Genomic DNA, 20,963 nt, shown 5'->3' with positions numbered 1-20,963 from the left:
CAGCGCACGCTCACCAGCGGCCACGCTGCTGCGCCACAGGCGGGTGTGGTGAAAGCGCTGCGAAAATCGCAGTTAAGAGTGATTCTGGTGCTTACCAGGCAAGTTCGAGCAGCTCACTTATCAGGAGCAAACCCGATCGATGCCCCCCGGCAACGCACCGCAAAGGCGGCGAACCGGTCTCCGCCCCTCCCGCCGCGGCCCGCGTCAGGCCAGCGCGCGCTGGATGATGATCTTCTGCACGTCGCTCGTGCCTTCGTAGATCTGGCAGACGCGCACGTCGCGGTAGATGCGCTCGACCGGGAAGTCGCTGACCACGCCGTAGCCGCCCAGCGTCTGGATGGCGACGCTGCACACCCGCTCGGCCATCTCGCTGGCGAACAGCTTGGCCATGGCGGCTTCCTTGAGGCAGGGCCGGCCCGCATCGCGCAGCGCGGCGGCATGCCAGATGAGTTGGCGCGCGGCCTCGATCTGCGTGGCGCAGTCGGCCAGGCGAAAGCCCACGGCCTGGTGGTGGAAGATGGGCTGGCCGAAGCTTTCGCGCTCTTTTGCATAGGCCAGCGCCGCATCGAACGCGCTGCGCGCCATGCCCACGCTTTGGGCGGCGATACCGATGCGCCCGCCTTCGAGCGCGCCCAGCGCGATCTTGTAGCCCTCGCCTTCGGCGCCAATGAGGTTCTCGGCCGGAATGCGGCAGTGGTCGAAGTGGATCTGCGCCGTATCGCTGCTGTGCTGGCCCAGTTTGTCTTCGAGCCGCGCGACCACATAGCCGGGGTTGTTGGTGGGCACGAGGAAGGCGCTCATGCCCTTTTTGCCCGCACCCTTGTCGGTGACGGCGATGACGATGGCGACCTGGCCGTTTTGGCCGCTGGTGATGAACTGCTTGACGCCGTTGATCACATATTCATCGCCTTGCTTCACCGCCGTGGTGCGCAGCGCGGAAGCGTCCGAGCCCACATGCGGCTCGGTCAGACAGAACGCGCCCAGCATCTGGCCTTGGGCCAGGGGCGTGAGCCAGTCGCGCTTTTGCTGGACGTTGCCGTAGCGCATGAGGATGGCGTTGACGGGGCAGTTGGTCACGCTGATGGCGGTGCTGGTGCCGCCATCTCCGGCCGCGATTTCTTCGAGCACCAGCGCGAGCGTGAGGTAGTCGAGGTTGGCACCGCCAAATTCTTCGGGCACGCAGATGCCGTAAGCGCCCAGCGCCGCCAGGCCCTGGTGCACGTCTTTGGGGAAGTGGTGTTCCTTGTCCCACCGCGCGGCGTGGGGCGCGATTTGCTCTTGCGCAAAGTCGCGCACTGCGTCGCGGATCATTTCCTGGTCTTGGGTCAGCAGCATCGTGTTGTCTCCGGCTTGTATTCGTTGTTCGTCAAAAAATTCACCAGTGCGCGGCGCGGCGACCGTCGTGGTGCAGCAGACGGCCCTTGTCGGCGGCAGTCACCCCCGCCACGGTGGCGCGCAAGCCGCGCACGCTGTCTTGCACGGTCAGCGCAGCGCCTTCGCCGCCCATGTCGGTCTGCACCCAGCCGGGGTCGATGGTGATGAGCGTGGCGTTGGGGTAGTCATGCTGGGCTGCAGCCACCGCCATGTTCAACGCGGCTTTGCTGGTGCGGTACAGCCACGAACCGCTGTTGGGCACGCTGCCAATCTGCGACATGGACGAGGACAGGAACGCGAACACGCCCTGCGCATCGGCCACCAGGGGCGCGACCTGCGGCAGCGTCTGCATGGCGCCCAGCACGTTGGTGTGCATGACGGCGTCAAAGTCTTGCTGCGTGGGCGGCGTGAGCGCGTTGGGGCGGCGGATGACACCCGCCACATACCAGGCAGTCTCGATCTTCTCGCCATCCAGCTGCCAGGCCAGCCCGCTCACGCTGGCAGGGTTGACCACGTCCACGGTCAGCGCCTCGGCCCCCAGGGCCTGCACGCGCTCGCGGCCAGCGTCGTCGCGCACGGTGGCAATCACGCGGCGGCCCGCCTCGGTGTACTGGCGCACCAGCTCCAGCCCGATGCCGCGCGACGCGCCGATAACAAGTATGGATTTCATGGGTAAAATTTGAATGAAATAGGGCTCTAGCGCTTATCCGTCAAGCGCCAGCAGCTATCAAAATAGAAGCATTCAACATCAACTTCAACATCGACACCATCAGGCGTCACCGAGCTGCTGCTCTTGCGCCAGTTGGGCGCGATAGCGCTGCAGCATGGCGACCTGCGACTCCGGCTCGGTGGCGAGGCCCATCTGGTCGTGAATCATCTGGCCCATGGTGGGCAGCGCTGCGCGGTCCACCTGCGCATCGGCCGACCACAGCCGCGAGCGCATGAAAGCCTTGGAGCAGTGCAGATACGCCTCGGCCACGCGCACTTCGATCACTATTTTTGGGCGCTGGCGCTCGGCGGTGAAGAAGTCGGTGTACTGCGCCTCGTCGCGCAGGCGCGCGGTGCCGTTCACCCGCAGGGTTTCGTCCACGCCCGGAATCATGAACAGCACACCGATGCGCGGGTCGTCAAGCAGGTTGGTCAGGGTGTCGAGCCGGTTGTTGCCCCCCGCATCGGGCAGCAGCAGGGTGTGCGGGTCGGGCGACTTCACGAACCCCGGCGCGCCGCCGCGTGGCGAGGCATCGAGCAACGCACCATGGGCTCCGCCACTGGCCACCACACAGAACGGCGACAGGGCAATGAAGCGCTGACAGTGCACATCCAGCTGCGGCTGTTGCTTGCGCAGGGCCCGCTCGCCGGGGGCGGCATACAGGGTACGCAATTGTTCGAGGGTTTCGATCATGGTTGCTTCCGGGTCAATGGGCTGCGAATTCAAAATAGCCGGACCATGCCGGGTCGTAGGTGATGCTCAACGCCAGCGACGCGGCCTCGTCGTGCAGCAGCAAGGGCGCCAGCGCCTGTTTGGCGAGTTGCTCGTCACCCACGTAGTACACCGCCTTGCGACGGCCTGCGCGGGTCATGGTGGAGGCCATGATGCCCAGCTGCGGCAGCTCCAGCAACGCGGCAAATCGCGCCCAAAGGCAGTGATCTCGGGAGATGGTGCAGTCGTCACAGTCTTGGTGAAAAGAGCCAAATCATCCCATCTCCCTATCGCATCAAACGAGTTCCAGCGCCACCGCCGTGGCCTCGCCACCGCCGATGCACAGCGTGGCCAGGCCCTTGGTCAAGCCGCGTGCCTTGAGTGCATACATCAGCGTGACCATGATGCGCGCACCGCTGGCGCCGATGGGGTGGCCCAGGGCGCAGGCGCCGCCGTTCACGTTGACCTTGTCGTGCGGCAGGTCCAGCTCTTGCATGAGCGCCATGGGCACCACGGCGAAGGCTTCGTTGATTTCCCACAACTGCACATCGCCCACGGCCCAGCCGGCCTTGGCCAGCGCCTTTTGCGTAGCGCCCAGCGGGGCGGTGGCAAACCACTCGGGCTCTTGCGCGTGCGTGGCGTGGCTCACGATGCGGGCCAGGGGCTTGCAACCGAGCTTTTGGGCAGTGGATGCGCGCATCATCACCAGCGCGGCAGCGCCGTCATTGATGCTGGAGCTGGAGGCGGCGGTGATGGTGCCGTCCTTCTTGAAGGCGGGCTTGAGCGTGGGGATCTTGTCGAGCTTGACCTTGCCGGGGCCTTCGTCCACCGACACCACGCGCTCGCCGCTGCGGTCTTTCACCGTCACCGGCACGATCTCGGCCGCGAACGCGCCGGACTCGGTGGCCGCCTTGGCACGCTGCACGCTGGCGGTGGCAAACGCATCCTGCTGCTCGCGCGTGAACTGGTATTTGGCGGCGCAGTCTTCACCGAAGGTACCCATGGAACGGCCGGGCTCATAGGCATCCTCCAGACCGTCGAGCATCATGTGGTCAAAAATGCGGTCGTGGCCCAGGCGGTAGCCGCCGCGGCCCTTTTGCAGCAGGTAGGGGGCGTTGGTCATGCTCTCCATGCCGCCTGCCACCATCACGTCGTGTGTGCCGGCCAGCAGCATGTCGTGCGCCATCATCGCGGCCTTCATGCCCGAGCCGCACATCTTGGACAGCGTGACGGCGCCCGCGCCCTTGGGCAGCCCGCCCTTGAAGGCTGCCTGGCGCGCAGGCGCCTGGCCCTGGCCGGCCATCAGGCAGTTGCCGAACAGCACCTCGCCGACGGCATCGGGCAACACACCGGCGCGATCCATGGCGGCCTTGATGGCGGCACCGCCCAGGTCGTGCGCGGCCAAGCTGGAAAAGTCGCCCTGCAGCGAGCCCATGGGGGTGCGTGCGGCGCCGACGATGACGATGGGGTCTTGGATGGTCATGGACATGGTGAAGGTCTCCTGGGTAATGGTTAGAGGAAAAGTGGGAGGGTGGACAACCGGGGCTTGGCGAGCGGTCAGCCAGCCGCAGTGCCCTGTGCAAAGCGCCGCTCCGTGTCGTAGGGGAACACATCGAGCATCTGGCCTGCCTGGATGCGCTCCTTGTGCGACTGCCAGAATGCAGCGTCGAGCAGGTCGGCGTGGTGCTGCATGAACACCTTGCGCACAGCGTCGTTACCCAGCAGAAAGGGACCAAAGGTTTCGGGGAACACGTCGTGCGGGCCCACGGTGTACCAGACCTCGCCGCTCATTTCTTCCTCTTCGTTGCGCGGCGTGGGCACGCGGCGGAAGTTGCAGTCGGTGAGGTATTCGATCTCGTCGTAGTCGTAAAACACGACCTTGCCGTTGCGCGTGACGCCAAAGTTCTTCCAGAGCATGTCGCCGGGGAAGATGTTGGCGGCCACCAGGTCCTTGATGGCGTTGCCATATTCGATCACGCTGCGCTCCATCTGCTGGTGGGCGCGCGGGTCTGACAGGCCGGTGTCGAAGGCTTCCTGCAAATAGATGTTGAGCGGGATCATGCGCCGCTCGATGTACAGGTGCTTGATGATGACCTCGGTCTGGCCGTCACCATCGCGGTCGCTGATTTCGAGCTGGCTGGGGGCGAACTTCTCGATCTCGGCAATCAGCGCATCATCAAACCGGTCGCGCGGGAAGGCCACTTCGCTGTATTCCAGCGTGTCGGCCATGCGGCCCACGCGGTCGTGCTGCTTGACCAGCAAATACTTGGCCTTGATCTGCTCACGCGTGGTGTCCTTGGGCGGCGGGAAGTAGTCCTTGATGAGCTTGAACACGAACGGAAAGCTCGGCAGGTCGAACACCAGCATCACCATGCCCTTGATGCCGGGCGCGATGCGGAACTGGTCGCTGGAATGTTTCAGGTGATAAAGAAAGTCGCGATAAAACAGCGTCTTGCCCTGCTTGGCCAGGCCCAGCGCGTTGTAAATTTCGGCGCGCGGCTTGCGCGGCATGAGGCTGCGCAAAAACTGCATGTAGGCGCTGGGCACCTCCATGTCCACCATGAAGTAGGCCCGGGCAAAGCTGAACAGCATCTGCATGTCGTCTTCGCCAAACAGCGCGGCGTCGATGAACAGGCGGCCAACATCGTCGTGCAGGATGGGCAGGGCAAACGGCAGTTCGCTGAAACCGTTGATGATCTTGCCCACCACATAGGCGCCCTTGTTGCGAAAGAACAGGCTGGCGAGCACCTGGATCTGGAAGTTGGTGCGCAGCTTGACCTTGTCCAGACGGCTGCGCATGGCATCCACCACACAGGCGGTGTCGCGCGGCAGGTTGGCGAATTCGCGCTGGAGCCGGAAGTTCTCGATGATGGTCTGAAACGTTTCACCCAGCGTGTCCCGCGACGGGTAATAGGCGCGGTAGGTAGGGCGCGCAGCGGGCTCGTCGTTCTCGATGTATTCGGTGCTGACCGCAGGCCGCACGAAGATGAAATCGTTGTGGAAATGCGTGCGGTGCAGGATTTTGGTGGTGACCGAGTTGAAAAAGGTCTCGGCCAGCTCGGGCTGGTGGTGGTTGACCAGCAGCCCGATGTAATGCAGCTTGATCTGGTGCCACACGTCCATGGGCTGTGCGCCCGCGCCGAACTCCTTCTCCAGCCGGCGCACACACTCCTTCACGCGCAGGTCGTAAAACTCGATGCGCTCGCGCTGCGCCCGCTGCTGGCCATGCCAGTCGCCGGTTTCAAAGCGATGCTTGGCCCGAGCGGACTCGGTGCGAAACAGCCGGTAATGGCGGTTGAAGCCATCCATCATGGCCTTGGCGATGCCGTAGGCCTGGGGGGCATCAAGGCGCTGAGGAAACATGGTGGCGGGCTTCTTCGTCAGCGCAACCGTCGCAAAGCGGGTGCCGTGGCGGCCTGCCTACTGCCGCTTGGCAGCAGCCACCCCTGCAATCGCCGCCTTGTACAGCGAGTCCAGACCTTGGGTGCTGTCCACGGACATGTGCAGGTTGTTGATGAGGCCATCTTTGAGCCCATAGCACCAGCTATGCAGCGTGACCTTCTGGCCCCGGCCCCAGGCGTCCAGCATCACCGTGGTCTGGGCGATGTTGACGACCTGCTCGATGGCGTTGAGCTCGCACAGCACATCGTGGCGCCACTCGGGCGCCGTGGCCGCAATCAGGTCGCGGTGGCGGTCGCGCACGTCCTGCACATGGCGGATCCAGTTGTCGGCCAGCCCCACACGCGTGCCCTCCAGTGCCGCCAACACCCCGCCGCAGCCATAGTGGCCCACCACCATCAGGTGCTCGATGTGCAACTGGTCCACCGCGTACTGGATGGTGGACAGGCAGTTCAGATCGGTCGGCACGACCACATTGGCCACGTTACGGTGGACAAAAATTTCACCGGGCTCCAGGCCCGTGATCTGGTTGGCTGGCACGCGGCTGTCCGAGCAGCCGATCCACATGTACTTGGGCTTTTGCTGGGCCAGCAAACCTGTGAAAAAGCCAGGGCGCTCGCGCTCCATCTGGGCCGCCCAGGCGCGGTTGTGAACAAACAGATCGTCGATCGATGAGGGCATGTTGTCCTTTGGTTAGTGCAAAGCGGGAACTCAGCAAGTCTCGGCAAACAGCTCGCGGCCAATCAGCATGCGGCGGATCTCGCTGGTGCCGGCGCCAATTTCATAGAGCTTGGCATCGCGCCACAGGCGGCCCAGCGGGTACTCATTGATGTAGCCGTTGCCACCAAACACCTGCACACCTTCTCCCGCCATCCAGGTGGCCTTTTCGGCACACCACAGAATCACGCTGGCGCAGTCCTTGCGCACCTGGCGCACATGGTCGGTGCCGAGCATGTCGAGGTTCTTGGCCACAGTGTAGGCAAACGAACGGCCTGCCTGCAGCACGGTGTACATGTCGGCCACCTTGCCCTGGATGAGCTGGAACTCGCCAATGCTCTGGCCAAACTGCTTGCGGTCGTGAATGTAAGGGATCACGTTGTCCATCACGGACTGCATGATGCCCAGCGGGCCGCCGGTCAGCACCGCGCGTTCGTAGTCCAGGCCACTCATGAGCACCTTGGCACCGTTGTTCACGCCGCCCAGCACGTTTTCTGCGGGCACTTCCACGTCTTGGAAGACCAGTTCGCCCGTGTGGCTGCCGCGCATGCCCAGCTTGTCCAGCTTTTGCGCAATGGAGAAGCCCTTCATGCCCTTCTCGATCAGGAAGGCCGTGACGCCGCGCGCACCCATTTCAGGCTCGGTCTTGGCATACACCACCAGGGTGTCGGCATCGGGGCCATTGGTGATCCACATCTTGCTGCCGTTGAGCAGGTAGTAGCCGCCTTTGTCCTCGGCCTTGAGCTTCATGCTGATCACGTCCGAGCCCGCGCCGGGTTCGCTCATGGCCAGCGCGCCCACGTGCTCTCCGCTGATGAGCTTGGGCAGGTACTTGGCCTTTTGTGCCTCGTTGCCGTTACGGTTGATCTGGTTCACGCACAGGTTGCTGTGGGCGCCATAGGACAAACCTACCGACGCGCTGGCGCGCGAGATTTCTTCCATGGCGACCATGTGAGCCAGGTAGCCCATGGCCGCGCCGCCATACTGTTCGGGTACGGTGATGCCGAGCACGCCGAGGTCACCCATCTTGCGCCACAGATCCATCGGGAACTGGTCGGAACGGTCGATTTCTGCGGCGCGTGGCGTAATTTCCGCCTGCGCAAAATCGCGGACCGCGTCGCGCAGTGCGTCGACGTCGTCTCCCAACTGGAAATTGAGGCCTGGAATGTTGGCGGGAATGCTCACGGTGGATGTCTCCTCGGATCAATGGAATGGAATCGGGGTTCAGTGGCGGATGTTTTCGCGGCCAGTGACCGCCATCAGCGTGCAGCCCATGGTGGCGACCAGCTTTTCCTTCGGACCTTCCAGTGCAAAAGCGCGTCCTTCGCAGACGGTGATCGTGCGGCCCGGCTTGAGCACCCGACCCTCCATGCGAAAGCGCTCGCCGCGCGCCGGTGCCAGCAGGTTGATCTTGAATTCGATGGTGAGAATGGCTGCATCTTCGGCCATCAAGGTCAATCCTGCGTATCCACAAGCGGAATCCAGGGCGGTGGCTACCATCCCCGCGTGCAGAAAGCCATGCTGCTGAGTGAGACCTGCTGCCCAATCCAGTTCGATGTTGACAGCGCCGGGAGCAACAATCCCCAGCCGAGCGCCAAGCGTCTGCATGGCCCCTTGGCGCGCAAAACTTTCATGCACGCGTTCGGCATAGGTTTTTGTCTGGACATCGAAGGGGGTGGTACTCACGCGGTCTCCTTGCTTTGATGAACCATTACGTTTACGTAAACGTCAATTATCAGCGATTTTTTTTTCCATTTTCAGCAACAGGTCACGGGCTTCTTTTTCATCCCTGATGGCCACCCAAATTCCCCCGTCTATGGCCACCTCAAACTCCCCCACCTGAACTGATCGGGGATAGGGGTTAAACGCCGGCGCCGTCGGCACCTGTTGGCAGGACATTGATCCGGTCTTCCTCGAGGGAAGGCCAAGGAGTGAATGTCTTGAAGTCCAACCAACGCGCCACCATAGAGACACTGCTGGAGCGCAATACATCGCAACGCGAGATCGCCCGCATCACGGGCATCGACCGCAAGACGGTCAGGAGCTATCACCAACGCTGGCTGGAGCAACTGCAGTCAAATTCCCCCGGGGTGGCCACCGGCTCGGCCCAGCAAATTCCCCCACCCTGGCCACCGGCTGCTGTGCCGGTGGCCACCTCCCTGTGCGAACCCTGGCGCGAGTTCATCGAAGCCCAGTTGCGTCTGAAGCGCAACGCCATGGCCATCTTCCAGGACCTGGTCGACCAGCACGGATTTACTGGTCAGTACAACTCGGTCAAACGCTTCTGTGCAAAGCTGCGCCACAAGGAGCCCGAGCAGTTCGACCGCCTGTCCTTTCTGCCTGGGGAGGAGATGCAGGTGGACTACGGCGAGGGCGCGCCCACCCGCGTGCCGGGCAGCGAGCGGTACCGCAAGCCCCGCCTGTTCGTGGCCACGCTGCGCTACTCGCGCGCCAGTTTCCGCTGCGTGGTCTGGAAGTCCAGCCAGCAAATCTGGGCCGAGTTGCACGAGCAGGCTCTGCGGTACTTCGGTGGCTGCCCGCAGTACGTGGTTCTGGACAATCTGAAGGAAGGCGTCTTCAAGCCCGACCTGTACGAGCCCGAACTCAACAAAGTCTACGCCGCCACCCTGGCGCACTATGGCGTGGTGGCCGACCCGGCGCGGGTGCGAGACCCCAACCGCAAGGGCACGGTGGAGCATGCCATTGGCCACACCCAGGCCACGGCCTTGAAGGGCCGGCGCTTTGAGTCCATCGAGGCCCAGAACGAGTTCCTGGCGCACTGGGAGAAGAGCTGGGCAGCCAAGCGCATCCACGGCACCGAGCGGCGCCAGGTGCAGGCCATGTTCGAGGAGGAGCGCAGCCACCTCAAACCTCTGCCGCTCCTGGGCATGCAGTATTTCGAGGAGGCGGTGCGCACCGTCTGCGACGACAGCTGCGTGCGGGTGGATCACAGCAGCTACGCCGCTCGCCCGGCGAACATCGGCTCCAAGATGCTGGTGCGCATCTATGCCCAGCGCATCGAGATCCGCGATCTGCAAACCGGCGCCTTGCTGCGCACCCACGCCAAAGCCGAGCGCCCCGGCACGGTGGTGCTGCCCATGGAGGAGCGGGTATTCAATCCTTCGCGCGAGACCCGTCTGATCCTGCGTCAGGCTGGCGAGATCGGTGAGCACGCCAAACGGCTGTGTGAGCTGCTCTTTGCCATCGAGGGTCGGGTGGGCCAGCGCAAGCTCTGGGGCATCGTCAGCCTGGCCAGGCGATACCCAGCGCACTGCGTCGACACCGCCTGCGCACAGGCCCTGGAGCAGGGGATTTACAGCTACAAGCGCGTGCTGGCTTTGACCGAGGCCATCTTTGCCCAGGCGCTCAACGCCATCGAGACCCAGTCCAGCGGTGCGCCCGCCGGCGGCGGGCGCACGCTGACCCAGCAGCACGAGCTCATCCGCGACGCCGATGAGTACGCCGATCTGTTCGCGCACGCTGCGGCCGTCACAGCCACGAGCACGCTCGAGTCCGCCACGGCGAACACCACCACCAACAACACCAACAACGCACCTGGAATTCAGCCATGAACATGATCGAGATCGAACGCGCGCTGCGCGAGCTGCGTCTGTCCGGCATTGCCGAGACCCTGTCCACCCGCGTGATGCAGGCCCAGGCCGCGCAGGAGCCCTTCCTGGAGACCTTTGGGGCCATGCTGCAAGACGAACTGGACCGCCGGCGCTCGCGTCTGACCGAGCGCCGCTTCAAGCGCTCGGGCCTGGATGAGCGGCCCTCGCTGGCTGACTTCGACTGGCGTTTCAACCCGAAGCTGCCGCGCAGCGCCTGCTTCGAGTTGCATACCCTGAAGTTCATCGGCGAGGGCGCCAATGCGCTGATCATCGGCAAGCCCGGTACCGGCAAGAGCCATGTGGCCAAGGCCGTGGCCTACCAGGCCACGCTGCAGGGATACGACGCGCGTTACCTGGAAGCCGACACCGAGTTTGCTCGCTACGCGTTGGCCAGCGACTCAGAGCGCACCGAGCTGCTCAAGGACTGGGTCTCACCGGACCTGATCATCCTCGATGACCTGTTCCTGGCCAGACGCATCAGCGAGCACGCAGCCGAGGTGCTGCAGGCCATCGTGCACCAGCGCTACAAGCTGCGCCGCTCCATCGTCATCACATCCAACCGCGTGGTGCAGGACTGGGGCAAATATCTGGGCGACGCCACCATGGCCACCACCATCCTGGACCGCCTCATGCACCGCTGCGCAATGCTGGAGTTCGAGGGCAAGAGCTACCGCCTCAAGGAGGCTGCCGCACGCATCGCCATCACGCCCGAGTCGTCATAATCCGACCGTCCTGCCTGGGGGAATTTGGGGTGGCCAAGGGTGGGGGAATTTGACCTGGCCATCGGGGTTTTCATGCTCCTGCACCTCTTCCAGATTTGCACGCAGGTCGGCCATCTGGTCTTCCAGCTGTCGGCGGTGAACCACCAGCACATCGAGGAATTTGCGCAATTGGACGCCCGTATCGCGTGGGCTGTCATAGAGGTCAATGATTTCCTTGGCCTCGCTCAGTGACAACCCCAGGCGCTTGGCACGCAACGTTAGGCGCAGCCGTGTGCGGTCCCTTGCGCTGTATACCCGATTTCGACCAGCCGGCCCGTTGCGCGCGGGCTGCAATAGGCCCATGTCTTCGTAAAAACGTATGGCGCGCGTGGTGAGATCAAACTCTTTAGCAAGATCGCTGATGGTGTAGGTAGGAGCCATAGTGGAGTAGTGCTGCGTTGCAAATTTTGGACAAGAGACCTTGCCCCTGTTTCGTGTAGCTCTTAACCCACGGTTCACGCGGCCTTTTTACGCTGTGCCTCGTGCCAGCGCTGCTCGTACTGCATCGGGCTGAGGTAGCCCAGCGACGAATGCAGCCTGCGGTGATTGTAGAAGGCCATCAGGGCCATCACCGCCTGCCTGGCCTGCTCACGGGTAGCGAATTTGCACCCATGTACGCCGGCTGTTTTCAGCCGACCCCAGAAGCTCTCGGTCGGTGCGTTGTCCCAGCAGTTACCCTTTCTGCTCATCGATGAACGCATGCCCCAGCCCTTCAAGGCATCCTGGAACTCATGGCTGCAATACTGGCTGCCCCGGTCGCTGTGGAATATCAGCCCAGGAGGCGGCCTGCGGCGCCACCACGCCATGGCCAGCGCGTCCTTGACCAGGCTGGCCTGCATGTGCGGCTGCAGGCTCCAGCCCACCACCTGACGGTTGAACAGGTCGATGACCGCAGCCAGGTACAGCCAGCCCTCGTCGGTTTGGATGTAGGTGATGTCGCCACTCCAGAGCTGGTTGGGCGCCTCGGGGTTGAAGCGCCGCTGTACCAAGTCGGGCGCCACCGGCAGGCTGTGGCGGCTATCGGTGGTCACCACGAACTTGCGCTTGGTCTTGGCCCTGATGCCGTGCTGCTGCATGAGCTTGCGCACCCGGTCTTTGCCCACTCGGATGCCCCGGGCCAGCAGTTCCTTGTGCATGCGTGGCCAGCCGTATTCCCCCTTCACCTCGGCGTGGATGGCGCGCATGTACGCCAGCAGGGCTTCGTCGCTGTGACGCCGGGCAGGTCCACCGTGGCCAGACTCACGCCGGCGCAGCCAGTTGAAGTACCCGCTCGCGCTGACCTCCAGCACCCCGCAGGACACACTCACCGGGTACAGCTTTCTCATTTGGTGAATCCAGGCGTACCTCGCAGCGTGTCCTGCGCGAAGTACGCCGCGGCTTTTTTTGCGATGTCGCGCTCCATGCGAAGGCGAGCATTCTCTGCACGCAACCGGGCTATCTCCATCTGCTCGGGCGAGACTTGGATGCCCTTGTCACCACCGCCCGCACCGTCCAATTCTCCCTTGGCTGACAGCCGCACCCAGTTGCCCAGGCTCGCTTTGGGGATGCCCAGTACCTTGGCCACCACCGCAATCGCCTGACCCGAGCGGACCTGCCGAACGGCCTCCTGCTTGAACTCTCGCGTGTACTGCGCACGCACCTGCTTGTCACTCATCTCTGAACTCCTTGTCGGTATTTTCAACAAGGGTTAAGAACTCCACTTTTCAGGGGCAACCTCAGTGCGGTGGTGCAGGCGATTGTGAGATTCCAAAGCAGAACGCCCCACTCAAAGTTTGAGTGGGGCGTTACTGGGCTGTAAGAGCCTGACGATGACCTACTTTCACACGGGAACCCGCACTATCATCGGCGCAAAGTCGTTTCACTGTCCTGTTCGGGATGGGAAGGAGTGGTACCAACTTGCTATGGTCATCAGGCATAACTTGGTGCTGGGCAGTTTTGTGAACTGCCTGGCGAATTCATAGAGTTTGGAATCAGATTTTATGTTTTGACTGCGTCAACTTGGCATAACAATCTTTGAGCTGTTCACACTTGCATGTGTTGGCTATCAAAGTTATAGGGTCAAGCCGCACGAGCAATTAGTACAGGTTAGCTTAACGCATTACTGCGCTTCCACACCCTGCCTATCAACGTCCTGGTCTTGAACGACTCTTCAGGGGGCTCAAGGCCCCGGCAGATCTCATCTTGAAACGAGTTTCCCGCTTAGATGCTTTCAGCGGTTATCTCTTCCACACTTAGCTACTCGGCAATGCCACTGGCGTGACAACCGATACACCAGAGGTGTGTCCACTCCGGTCCTCTCGTACTAGGAGCAGGCTTCCTCAAATCTGCAGCGCCCACGGAAGATAGGGACCAAACTGTCTCACGACGTTTTAAACCCAGCTCACGTACCTCTTTAAATGGCGAACAGCCATACCCTTGGGACCGGCTACAGCCCCAGGATGAGATGAGCCGACATCGAGGTGCCAAACACCGCCGTCGATATGAACTCTTGGGCGGTATCAGCCTGTTATCCCCAGAGTACCTTTTATCCGTTGAGCGATGGCCCTTCCATACAGAACCACCGGATCACTATGTCCTGCTTTCGCATCTGCTCGACTTGTCAGTCTCGCAGTTAAGCACGCTTATGCCATTGCACTATCGTCACGATGTCCGACCGTAACTAGCGTACCTTCGAACTCCTCCGTTACGCTTTGGGAGGAGACCGCCCCAGTCAAACTGCCTACCATGCACTGTCCCCGATCCAGATAATGGACCTAGGTTAGAACCTCAAACACACCAGGGTGGTATTTCAACGTTGGCTCCATGAGAACTAGCGTCCTCACTTCAAAGCCTCCCACCTATCCTACACAGATCTGTTCAAAGTCCAATACAAAGCTACAGTAAAGGTTCATGGGGTCTTTCCGTCTTTCCGCGGGGAGATTGCATCATCACAAACATTTCAACTTCGCTGAGTCTCAGGAGGAGACAGTGTGGCCATCGTTACGCCATTCGTGCAGGTCGGAACTTACCCGACAAGGAATTTCGCTACCTTAGGACCGTTATAGTTACGGCCGCCGTTTACTGGGACTTCAATCAAGAGCTTGCACCCCATCATTTAATCTTCCAGCACCGGGCAGGCGTCACACCCTATACGTCCACTTTCGTGTTTGCAGAGTGCTGTGTTTTTATTAAACAGTCGCAGCCACCGATTTTTTGCAACCCCGTTGGGCTCCCTCTGTACGAGTTCACCTACTTGGGGCATACCTTCTCCCGAAGTTACGGTATCAATTTGCCGAGTTCCTTCTCCTGAGTTCTCTCAAGCGCCTTAGAATACTCATCTCGCGCACCAGTGTCGGTTTGCGGTACGGTCGTGTGTAGCTGAAGCTTAGTGGCTTTTCCTGGAAGCAGGGTATCACTCACTTCGACTGCAAGCAGCCTCGTTATCACCCCTCATCTAAGCCCGGCGGATTTGCCTACCGGGCACGACTACAGGCTTGAACCAACATATCCAACAGTTGGCTGAGCTAACCTTCTCCGTCCCCACATCGCACTACACATCGGTACAGGAATATTGACCTGTTTCCCATCAGCTACGCATCTCTGCCTCGCCTTAGGGGCCGACTCACTCTACGCCGATGAACGTTGCGTAGAAAACCTTGCGCTTACGGCGAGGGGGCTTTTCACCCCCTTTAACGCTACTCATGTCAGCATTCGCACTTCTGATACCTCCAGCATCCGTTACCAGACACCTTCACAGGCCTACAGAACGCTCTCCTACCACGTGCAATAAATTGCACATCCGCAGCTTCGGTAACTGGCTTAGCCCCGTTACATCTTCCGCGCAGGACGACTCGATCAGTGAGCTATTACGCTTTCTTTAAATGATGGCTGCTTCTAAGCCAACATCCTGACTGTTTTAGCCTTCCCACTTCGTTTCCCACTTAGCCAATTTTAGGGACCTTAGCTGGCGGTCTGGGTTGTTTCCCTCTTGAGTCCGGACGTTAGCACCCGGTGCTCTGTCTCCCAAGCTGTACTCTGCGGTATTCGGAGTTTGCATAGGTTTGGTAAGTCGCCATGACCCCCTAGCCTAAACAGTGCTCTACCCCCGCAGGTAATACTTGAGGCACTACCTAAATAGTTTTCGGAGAGAACCAGCTATTTCCAAGTTTGTTTAGCCTTTCACCCCTATCCACAGCTCATCCCCTAGTTTTGCAACACTAGTGGGTTCGGACCTCCAGTACCTGTTACGGCACCTTCATCCTGGCCATGGATAGATCACTTGGTTTCGGGTCTACACCCAGCGACTGATTCGCCCTATTCGGACTCGATTTCTCTACGGCTTCCCTATTCGGTTAACCTTGCCACTGAATGTAAGTCGCTGACCCATTATACAAAAGGTACGCAGTCACCCCTAAGGGCTCCTACTTTTTGTAAGCATGCGGTTTCAGGATCTATTTCACTCCCCTCCCGGGGTTCTTTTCGCCTTTCCCTCACGGTACTGGTTCACTATCGGTCGATTACGAGTATTTAGCCTTGGAGGATGGTCCCCCCATATTCAGACAGGATTTCTCGTGTCCCGCCCTACTTTTCTCCAGCTTAGTACCACACGTCTGTTTTCGCATACAGGGCTATCACCTGCTATGGCCGGACTTTCCATCCCGTTTTGCTAACAGTCGTGCTATCACTAGAAGGCTCTTCCGATTTCGCTCGCCACTACTTTCGGAATCTCGGTTGATGTCTTTTCCTCGAGCTACTGAGATGTTTCAGTTCACCCGGTTCGCCTCGCATGACTATGTATTCATCATGCGATACCTCTTGCGAGGTGGGTTTCCCCATTCAGATATCTCCGGATCAATGCTTATTTGCCAGCTCCCCGAAGCTTTTCGCAGGCTATCACGTCTTTCGTCGCCTGTAATCGCCAAGGCATCCACCACATGCTCTTAGTCACTTGACCCTATAACTTTGACATCTCTTTCAAGATACCGCCGTCATCTCAAGGACTTGCCAGGTCTTTCACCTGACGCGTTATGCCGTAAACAACTTCAACCCTTTCGAGTTGTCATCGTATTACTTAAGAATTTCAAACTAGGTTTGAATATTCGTTTTGACGCAATCAAAAATTCTTGTTGCCAGCGGCACGGTCTGCACTAAACCTTTACGAATGTGCAGTTTCCGCCGACAACTCTGATTCGACTCTATGAATTTTTAAAGAACAGCCGATTGATCAAATGATATTGATCAACAACAAAGAGGCCTTTCACATTTCTGCTCAAAGCCGCTTTGGTGTTGATTTACCGAAATACTTTTCTTTTTTCTTCTTCGTCGTCATTGGTGGTGGAGGATGACGGGATCGAACCGACGACCCCCTGCTTGCAAAGCAGGTGCTCTCCCAGCTGAGCTAATCCCCCTCGTCCTCATACCGCATCTAGCAATTGGAATTGGTGGGTCTAGTTGGGCTCGAACCAACGACCCCTGCGTTATCAACACAGTGCTCTAACCAGCTGAGCTACAGACCCATTCCGCCTTCTTGCGAATGACTTCGCAAGTCAGCAGCTTGTTCCAACAACCGATAAGTGTGGGCGTTCAATATTGAATGCAGTTTTCCAGAAAGGAGGTGATCCAGCCGCACCTTCCGATACGGCTACCTTGTTACGACTTCACCCCAGTCACGAACCCTGCCGTGGTAATCGCCCTCCTTGCGGTTAGGCTAACTACTTCTGGCAGAACCCGCTCCCATGGTGTGACGGGCGGTGTGTACAAGACCCGGGAACGTATTCACCGTGACATTCTGATCCACGATTACTAGCGATTCCGACTTCACGCAGTCGAGTTGCAGACTGCGATCCGGACTACGAATGGCTTTATGGGATTGGCTCCCCCTCGCGGGTTGGCGACCCTTTGTACCATCCATTGTATGACGTGTGTAGCCCCACCTATAAGGGCCATGAGGACTTGACGTCATCCCCACCTTCCTCCGGTTTGTCACCGGCAGTCTCATTAGAGTGCCCAACTAAATGTAGCAACTAATGACAAGGGTTGCGCTCGTTGCGGGACTTAACCCAACATCTCACGACACGAGCTGACGACAGCCATGCAGCACCTGTGTTACGGCTCTCTTTCGAGCACTCCTCTATCTCTAAAGGATTCCGTACATGTCAAAGGTGGGTAAGGTTTTTCGCGTTGCATCGAATTAAACCACATCATCCACCGCTTGTGCGGGTCCCCGTCAATTCCTTTGAGTTTCAACCTTGCGGCCGTACTCCCCAGGCGGTCAACTTCACGCGTTAGCTTCGTTACTGAGAAAGTGAATTCCCAACAACCAGTTGACATCGTTTAGGGCGTGGACTACCAGGGTATCTAATCCTGTTTGCTCCCCACGCTTTCGTGCATGAGCGTCAGTACAGGCCCAGGGGATTGCCTTCGCCATCGGTGTTCCTCCGCATATCTACGCATTTCACTGCTACACGCGGAATTCCATCCCCCTCTGCCGTACTCTAGCTATGCAGTCACAAATGCAGTTCCCAGGTTGAGCCCGGGGATTTCACATCTGTCTTACATAACCGCCTGCGCACGCTTTACGCCCAGTAATTCCGATTAACGCTTGCACCCTACGTATTACCGCGGCTGCTGGCACGTAGTTAGCCGGTGCTTATTCTTACGGTACCGTCATGGACCCCAGGTATTAACCAGAGTCTTTTCGTTCCGTACAAAAGCAGTTTACAACCCGAAGGCCTTCATCCTGCACGCGGCATGGCTGGATCAGGCTTGCGCCCATTGTCCAAAATTCCCCACTGCTGCCTCCCGTAGGAGTCTGGGCCGTGTCTCAGTCCCAGTGTGGCTGGTCGTCCTCTCAGACCAGCTACAGATCGTCGGCTTGGTAAGCTTTTATCCCACCAACTACCTAATCTGCCATCGGCCGCTCCGTCCGCGCAAGGCCTTGCGGTCCCCTGCTTTCATCCGTAGATCGTATGCGGTATTAGCAAAGCTTTCGCTCCGTTATCCCCCACGATCGGGCACGTTCCGATGTATTACTCACCCGTTCGCCACTCGTCAGCATCCGAAGACCTGTTACCGTTCGACTTGCATGTGTAAGGCATGCCGCCAGCGTTCAATCTGAGCCAGGATCAAACTCTACAGTTCGATCTTGATTTTTTTCGCCCTCAACCTCTTACAGTCTCGAGCAACTCATAAAAAAGAATTGAAGTGTTCTCCACTTCTATCTCATGAGCGTTTGTAGTGCTAAGCACTAGTTCCAAAGAACTTGGCACTCGCCATCAAACGCCCACGCTTATCGGCTGTATGTTTTTAATGAACCCAGACAATAAATCAACCGAAGTTTCTTTACCATCTTGACCCAGCTGCGATCAGCTGAGCCTTAAATTATATCAGAGTTTTTTCAACCCCGTCAACCAAAAGGTCTTTGCACTCTCTTCACAAACCGCCGTCTCCAGCAACCCGCAAATACCAGCGAAGCCTTGAATTATATACCGGGTTTTTACCCCGCATCAACCAAAACCCCAACTTCTCGCTAAACCCTCTTGCCTCGCTACCCAGAACAGACCCAAAGGGCGCCTCTGAACAGCGAAGCCTGTGACTATAGCATGGAAATTCCTAGGAAGCCAATCCCCTATCAGCTCGCCATCCAACTACCTACATCTGCATTGTCAAAGTAGGCACCTCTCAACTTCGTTGTGCAGCGAAAATGATTTCGATGCACCATGGGTGACTGCCGCCCCCATCAAAGAACCGGTGGCGCCCCCTGATAATCAGCTCCACCATGGCACTTATCACCTTACTGGACGCCCAACTTGCATTTGGGCATGTCGCATTGCTGGATCACGCCGGCTTTTCCCTTGAAACCGCGGAGCGCATCGGGCTGATCGGACGCAACGGCGCTGGCAAGTCCTCGCTGCTCAAAATTCTGGGGGGATTGGCCAAGCCAGATGATGGCACCCTGCAGGTACAGCAAGGAGTGCGCATCGCCTATGTGGCGCAGGAGCCTTCCCTTGATCAGCAAGCCACCATTTTCAAGGCGGCGTCCGAAGGTTTGCAGCATGTGATTGCTGTCAGAGACCAGTATCTTTCTGGGGCGGAGGGGCTTGATCTGGACACGCTGCAATCCGTGATTGAAGCCTATGACGCCTGGAACTGGGAGCAGCGCGTCGAAGAGACGCTGCAACGCCTGCATCTCGATCCGGATGCTGTCGTAGGCACCCTCTCCGGAGGCACCAAGAAGCGCGTTGCCCTAGCCCAGGCATTGGTGGCACGGCCCGATGTGCTGCTGCTGGACGAGCCCACCAATCATCTGGATCTGGACTCCATCGAATGGCTTGAAGACCTGCTGCTCGACTTTCCCGGCAGCGTTGTCACCATCACCCACGATCGGGCCTTTCTGGACCGGGTGGCCACGCGAATTGTGGAGCTGGACCGAGGGCAACTGCGCTCCTATCCGGGCAACTTCGCCCAATACCTTGTGCAAAAGGAAGAGCAACTCGCACAAGAGGCCGTCATTTCTGCCAAGGCCGACAAATTACTGGCGCAAGAAGAGGTATGGATCCGCCGGGGCGTGGAAGCGCGGCGCACCCGCAGCCAAAGCCGGATCACGCGGCTGGAGCACCTGCGCGCGCGCCGGGAAGCGCGACGGGATGTGGTGGGAAGCGTCAAGATGGACGTTGCCACGGGCTCACAAAATGGCTACCAGGGCAAGATCGTGGCCGAACTGACCGGGGTCAGCAAGGCGTTCGGCGACAAGACCATTGTCCGCAACTTCAGCGCAACCATCCTGCGCGGCGACAAGGTCGGGCTGATTGGTCCGAACGGGGCCGGAAAAACCACCCTGCTCAAGCTCATCCTGGGCGAACTTCAGCCCGATGCGGGACAGATACGCCAGGGCGCGAACCTCCAAGTGGCATATTTCGACCAGATGCGGCACGCCATCAATCTGGATGCCACCCTGGAAGACTTCATCAGTCCCGGCAGCGAGTGGATTGAAATTGGTGGACAGCGCAAGCACGTCAAAAGCTACCTGAGCGATTTCCTGTTTTCCCCTGCCCGCGCGCATTCACCCGTGAGGTCTCTTTCCGGCGGAGAGCGCAACCGGCTTTTGCTGGCGCGTCTTTTTGCGCGGCCTGCCAATGTACTGGTGCTCGATGAGCCAACCAACGACCTGGACATCGACACGCTGGACTTGCTGGAAGACCTGCTGGAATCCTACGATGGCACCGTATTTCTGGTGAGCCACGATCGCACCTTTCTGGACAACGTGGTGACCAGCACCATCGCGTTCGAAGGCGATGGCAACTGGCGTGAATACGAGGGCGGCGTGCAAGACTGGCTGATTCAATCCAAGCGAAGCCGGGCCCTGGCAGCGTCTGCCGCTGCTCCGAGGGAGAGCGCGGCAAATATTTCAAGCAAAATCACCCCCGAGCGCTTATCAGGCAAGCCCGAGCAGCTATCAAAAAAGAAGCTTAGCTACAAAGAGCAGCGTGAACTGGACCAGTTGCCACAACAGATTTCCGATCTGGAGGCCGAACAGAAAACCCTGCAGGACACGCTGGCCGACGGCACGCTGTACAGCCAGGACGCTGCCCGAGCCGCCGCACTCCATGCACGCGAAGGGGAAATCGAGGAGCAGCTGATGGCGGCACTGGAGCGTTGGTCAGCGCTTTCTGCCTGAACTCCTGGCCACCAGCCGCAAAGCGT

At 59.6% G+C, this 20,963-nt stretch carries 15 protein-coding genes, 2 tRNA genes and 3 rRNA genes; 3 read left to right on the top strand and 17 right to left on the bottom strand.

Features of this window, described 5'->3' with window-relative positions:
* Positions 1 to 204 precede the first annotated feature (204 nt).
* From CCX87_RS03265 to CCX87_RS20680, 10 genes are all read right to left on the bottom strand, one after another.
* Positions 205 to 1,335 (bottom strand): acyl-CoA dehydrogenase family protein, encoded by a 1,131-nt coding sequence (locus CCX87_RS03265; protein ID WP_087743693.1) that lies wholly within the window; start codon positions 1,333 to 1,335, stop codon positions 205 to 207.
* Positions 1,336 to 1,375: 40 nt separating this feature from the next.
* Positions 1,376 to 2,044 (bottom strand): SDR family oxidoreductase, encoded by a 669-nt coding sequence (locus CCX87_RS03260; RefSeq protein WP_087743690.1) that lies wholly within the window; start codon positions 2,042 to 2,044, stop codon positions 1,376 to 1,378.
* 99 nt (positions 2,045 to 2,143) lie between these two features.
* Complete coding sequence (locus tag CCX87_RS03255; protein WP_087743687.1) at positions 2,144 to 2,776, bottom strand: pyridoxamine 5'-phosphate oxidase family protein; 633 nt, start codon at positions 2,774 to 2,776, stop codon at positions 2,144 to 2,146.
* Positions 2,777 to 2,789: 13 nt separating this feature from the next.
* Positions 2,790 to 2,966, bottom strand: coding sequence for a DUF695 domain-containing protein (locus tag CCX87_RS03250; protein WP_232476472.1), 177 nt, complete (start codon positions 2,964 to 2,966; stop codon positions 2,790 to 2,792).
* A gap of 123 nt (positions 2,967 to 3,089) precedes the next feature.
* Entirely contained in the window at positions 3,090 to 4,283 is a 1,194-nt protein-coding gene (locus tag CCX87_RS03245) for an acetyl-CoA C-acyltransferase (protein WP_087743686.1), read from the bottom strand.
* Positions 4,284 to 4,351: 68 nt separating this feature from the next.
* Positions 4,352 to 6,157, bottom strand: a complete 1,806-nt coding sequence (aceK, locus tag CCX87_RS03240) for a bifunctional isocitrate dehydrogenase kinase/phosphatase (RefSeq protein WP_087743684.1) — start codon at positions 6,155 to 6,157, stop codon at positions 4,352 to 4,354.
* Positions 6,158 to 6,214: 57 nt separating this feature from the next.
* Positions 6,215 to 6,874, bottom strand: coding sequence for a carbonate dehydratase (gene can, locus CCX87_RS03235; RefSeq protein WP_087743681.1), 660 nt, complete (start codon positions 6,872 to 6,874; stop codon positions 6,215 to 6,217).
* A gap of 30 nt (positions 6,875 to 6,904) precedes the next feature.
* Positions 6,905 to 8,095 (bottom strand): isovaleryl-CoA dehydrogenase, encoded by a 1,191-nt coding sequence (locus CCX87_RS03230; protein ID WP_087743679.1) that lies wholly within the window; start codon positions 8,093 to 8,095, stop codon positions 6,905 to 6,907.
* 39 nt (positions 8,096 to 8,134) lie between these two features.
* Positions 8,135 to 8,518 carry a PaaI family thioesterase gene (locus CCX87_RS03225; RefSeq protein WP_198314785.1) on the bottom strand — a complete coding sequence of 128 codons (384 nt, stop codon included), beginning with the start codon at positions 8,516 to 8,518 and terminating at the stop codon, positions 8,135 to 8,137.
* Between the two features lie 120 nt (positions 8,519 to 8,638).
* Positions 8,639 to 8,809: a hypothetical protein gene (locus tag CCX87_RS20680; RefSeq protein WP_157667101.1), complete on the bottom strand. Its 171-nt coding sequence runs from the start codon at positions 8,807 to 8,809 to the stop codon at positions 8,639 to 8,641.
* Positions 8,810 to 8,841: 32 nt separating this feature from the next.
* Between CCX87_RS20680 and istA the strand changes: the two genes are divergently transcribed.
* Together istA and istB are read left to right on the top strand one after the other, a co-directional pair.
* Positions 8,842 to 10,482 (top strand): IS21 family transposase, encoded by a 1,641-nt coding sequence (istA, locus tag CCX87_RS03220; RefSeq protein ID WP_087743140.1) that lies wholly within the window; start codon positions 8,842 to 8,844, stop codon positions 10,480 to 10,482.
* Complete coding sequence (gene istB, locus CCX87_RS03215; RefSeq protein ID WP_060983853.1) at positions 10,479 to 11,243, top strand: IS21-like element helper ATPase IstB; 765 nt, start codon at positions 10,479 to 10,481, stop codon at positions 11,241 to 11,243. The genes istA and istB overlap by 4 nt, the downstream gene beginning before the upstream one ends.
* Here istB and CCX87_RS03210 read toward each other — a convergent pair.
* From CCX87_RS03210 to CCX87_RS03180, 7 genes are all read right to left on the bottom strand, one after another.
* A complete protein-coding gene (locus CCX87_RS03210; protein WP_232476471.1) occupies positions 11,238 to 11,663 on the bottom strand; it encodes a MerR family transcriptional regulator in 426 nt (141 codons plus the stop codon). The genes istB and CCX87_RS03210 overlap by 6 nt on opposite strands.
* Before the next feature lie 74 nt (positions 11,664 to 11,737).
* A protein-coding gene (locus CCX87_RS03205; protein ID WP_087743675.1) for an IS3 family transposase occupies positions 11,738 to 12,936 on the bottom strand; the annotation gives its coding sequence in 2 pieces (ribosomal slippage) (positions 11,738 to 12,669 and positions 12,669 to 12,936; 1,200 coding nt in all).
* 146 nt (positions 12,937 to 13,082) lie between these two features.
* Positions 13,083 to 13,195, bottom strand: a 5S ribosomal RNA gene (gene rrf / locus CCX87_RS03200).
* Between the two features lie 141 nt (positions 13,196 to 13,336).
* Positions 13,337 to 16,215, bottom strand: a 23S ribosomal RNA gene (locus CCX87_RS03195).
* 378 nt (positions 16,216 to 16,593) lie between these two features.
* A tRNA-Ala gene (locus CCX87_RS03190) sits at positions 16,594 to 16,669 on the bottom strand.
* 31 nt (positions 16,670 to 16,700) lie between these two features.
* Positions 16,701 to 16,777: transfer RNA gene (locus tag CCX87_RS03185), tRNA-Ile, on the bottom strand.
* Positions 16,778 to 16,868: 91 nt separating this feature from the next.
* Positions 16,869 to 18,401 (bottom strand): 16S ribosomal RNA (locus tag CCX87_RS03180).
* Together the 16S, 23S and 5S rRNA genes with 2 tRNA genes alongside form the textbook arrangement of a ribosomal RNA operon.
* A 637-nt stretch (positions 18,402 to 19,038) precedes the next feature.
* Between CCX87_RS03180 and CCX87_RS03175 the strand changes: the two genes are divergently transcribed.
* Positions 19,039 to 20,937: an ATP-binding cassette domain-containing protein gene (locus tag CCX87_RS03175; protein ID WP_087743673.1), complete on the top strand. Its 1,899-nt coding sequence runs from the start codon at positions 19,039 to 19,041 to the stop codon at positions 20,935 to 20,937.
* Positions 20,938 to 20,963: the final 26 nt, after the last annotated feature.

Origin of the sequence: Acidovorax sp. T1, from assembly GCF_002176815.1 — a bacterium.
In the GTDB taxonomy this organism is placed as follows: Bacteria; Pseudomonadota; Gammaproteobacteria; order Burkholderiales; family Burkholderiaceae_C; genus Acidovorax.
The sequence above is the reverse complement of the archived record's forward strand: the minus strand, read 5'-3'. Positions and strand labels throughout refer to the sequence as shown.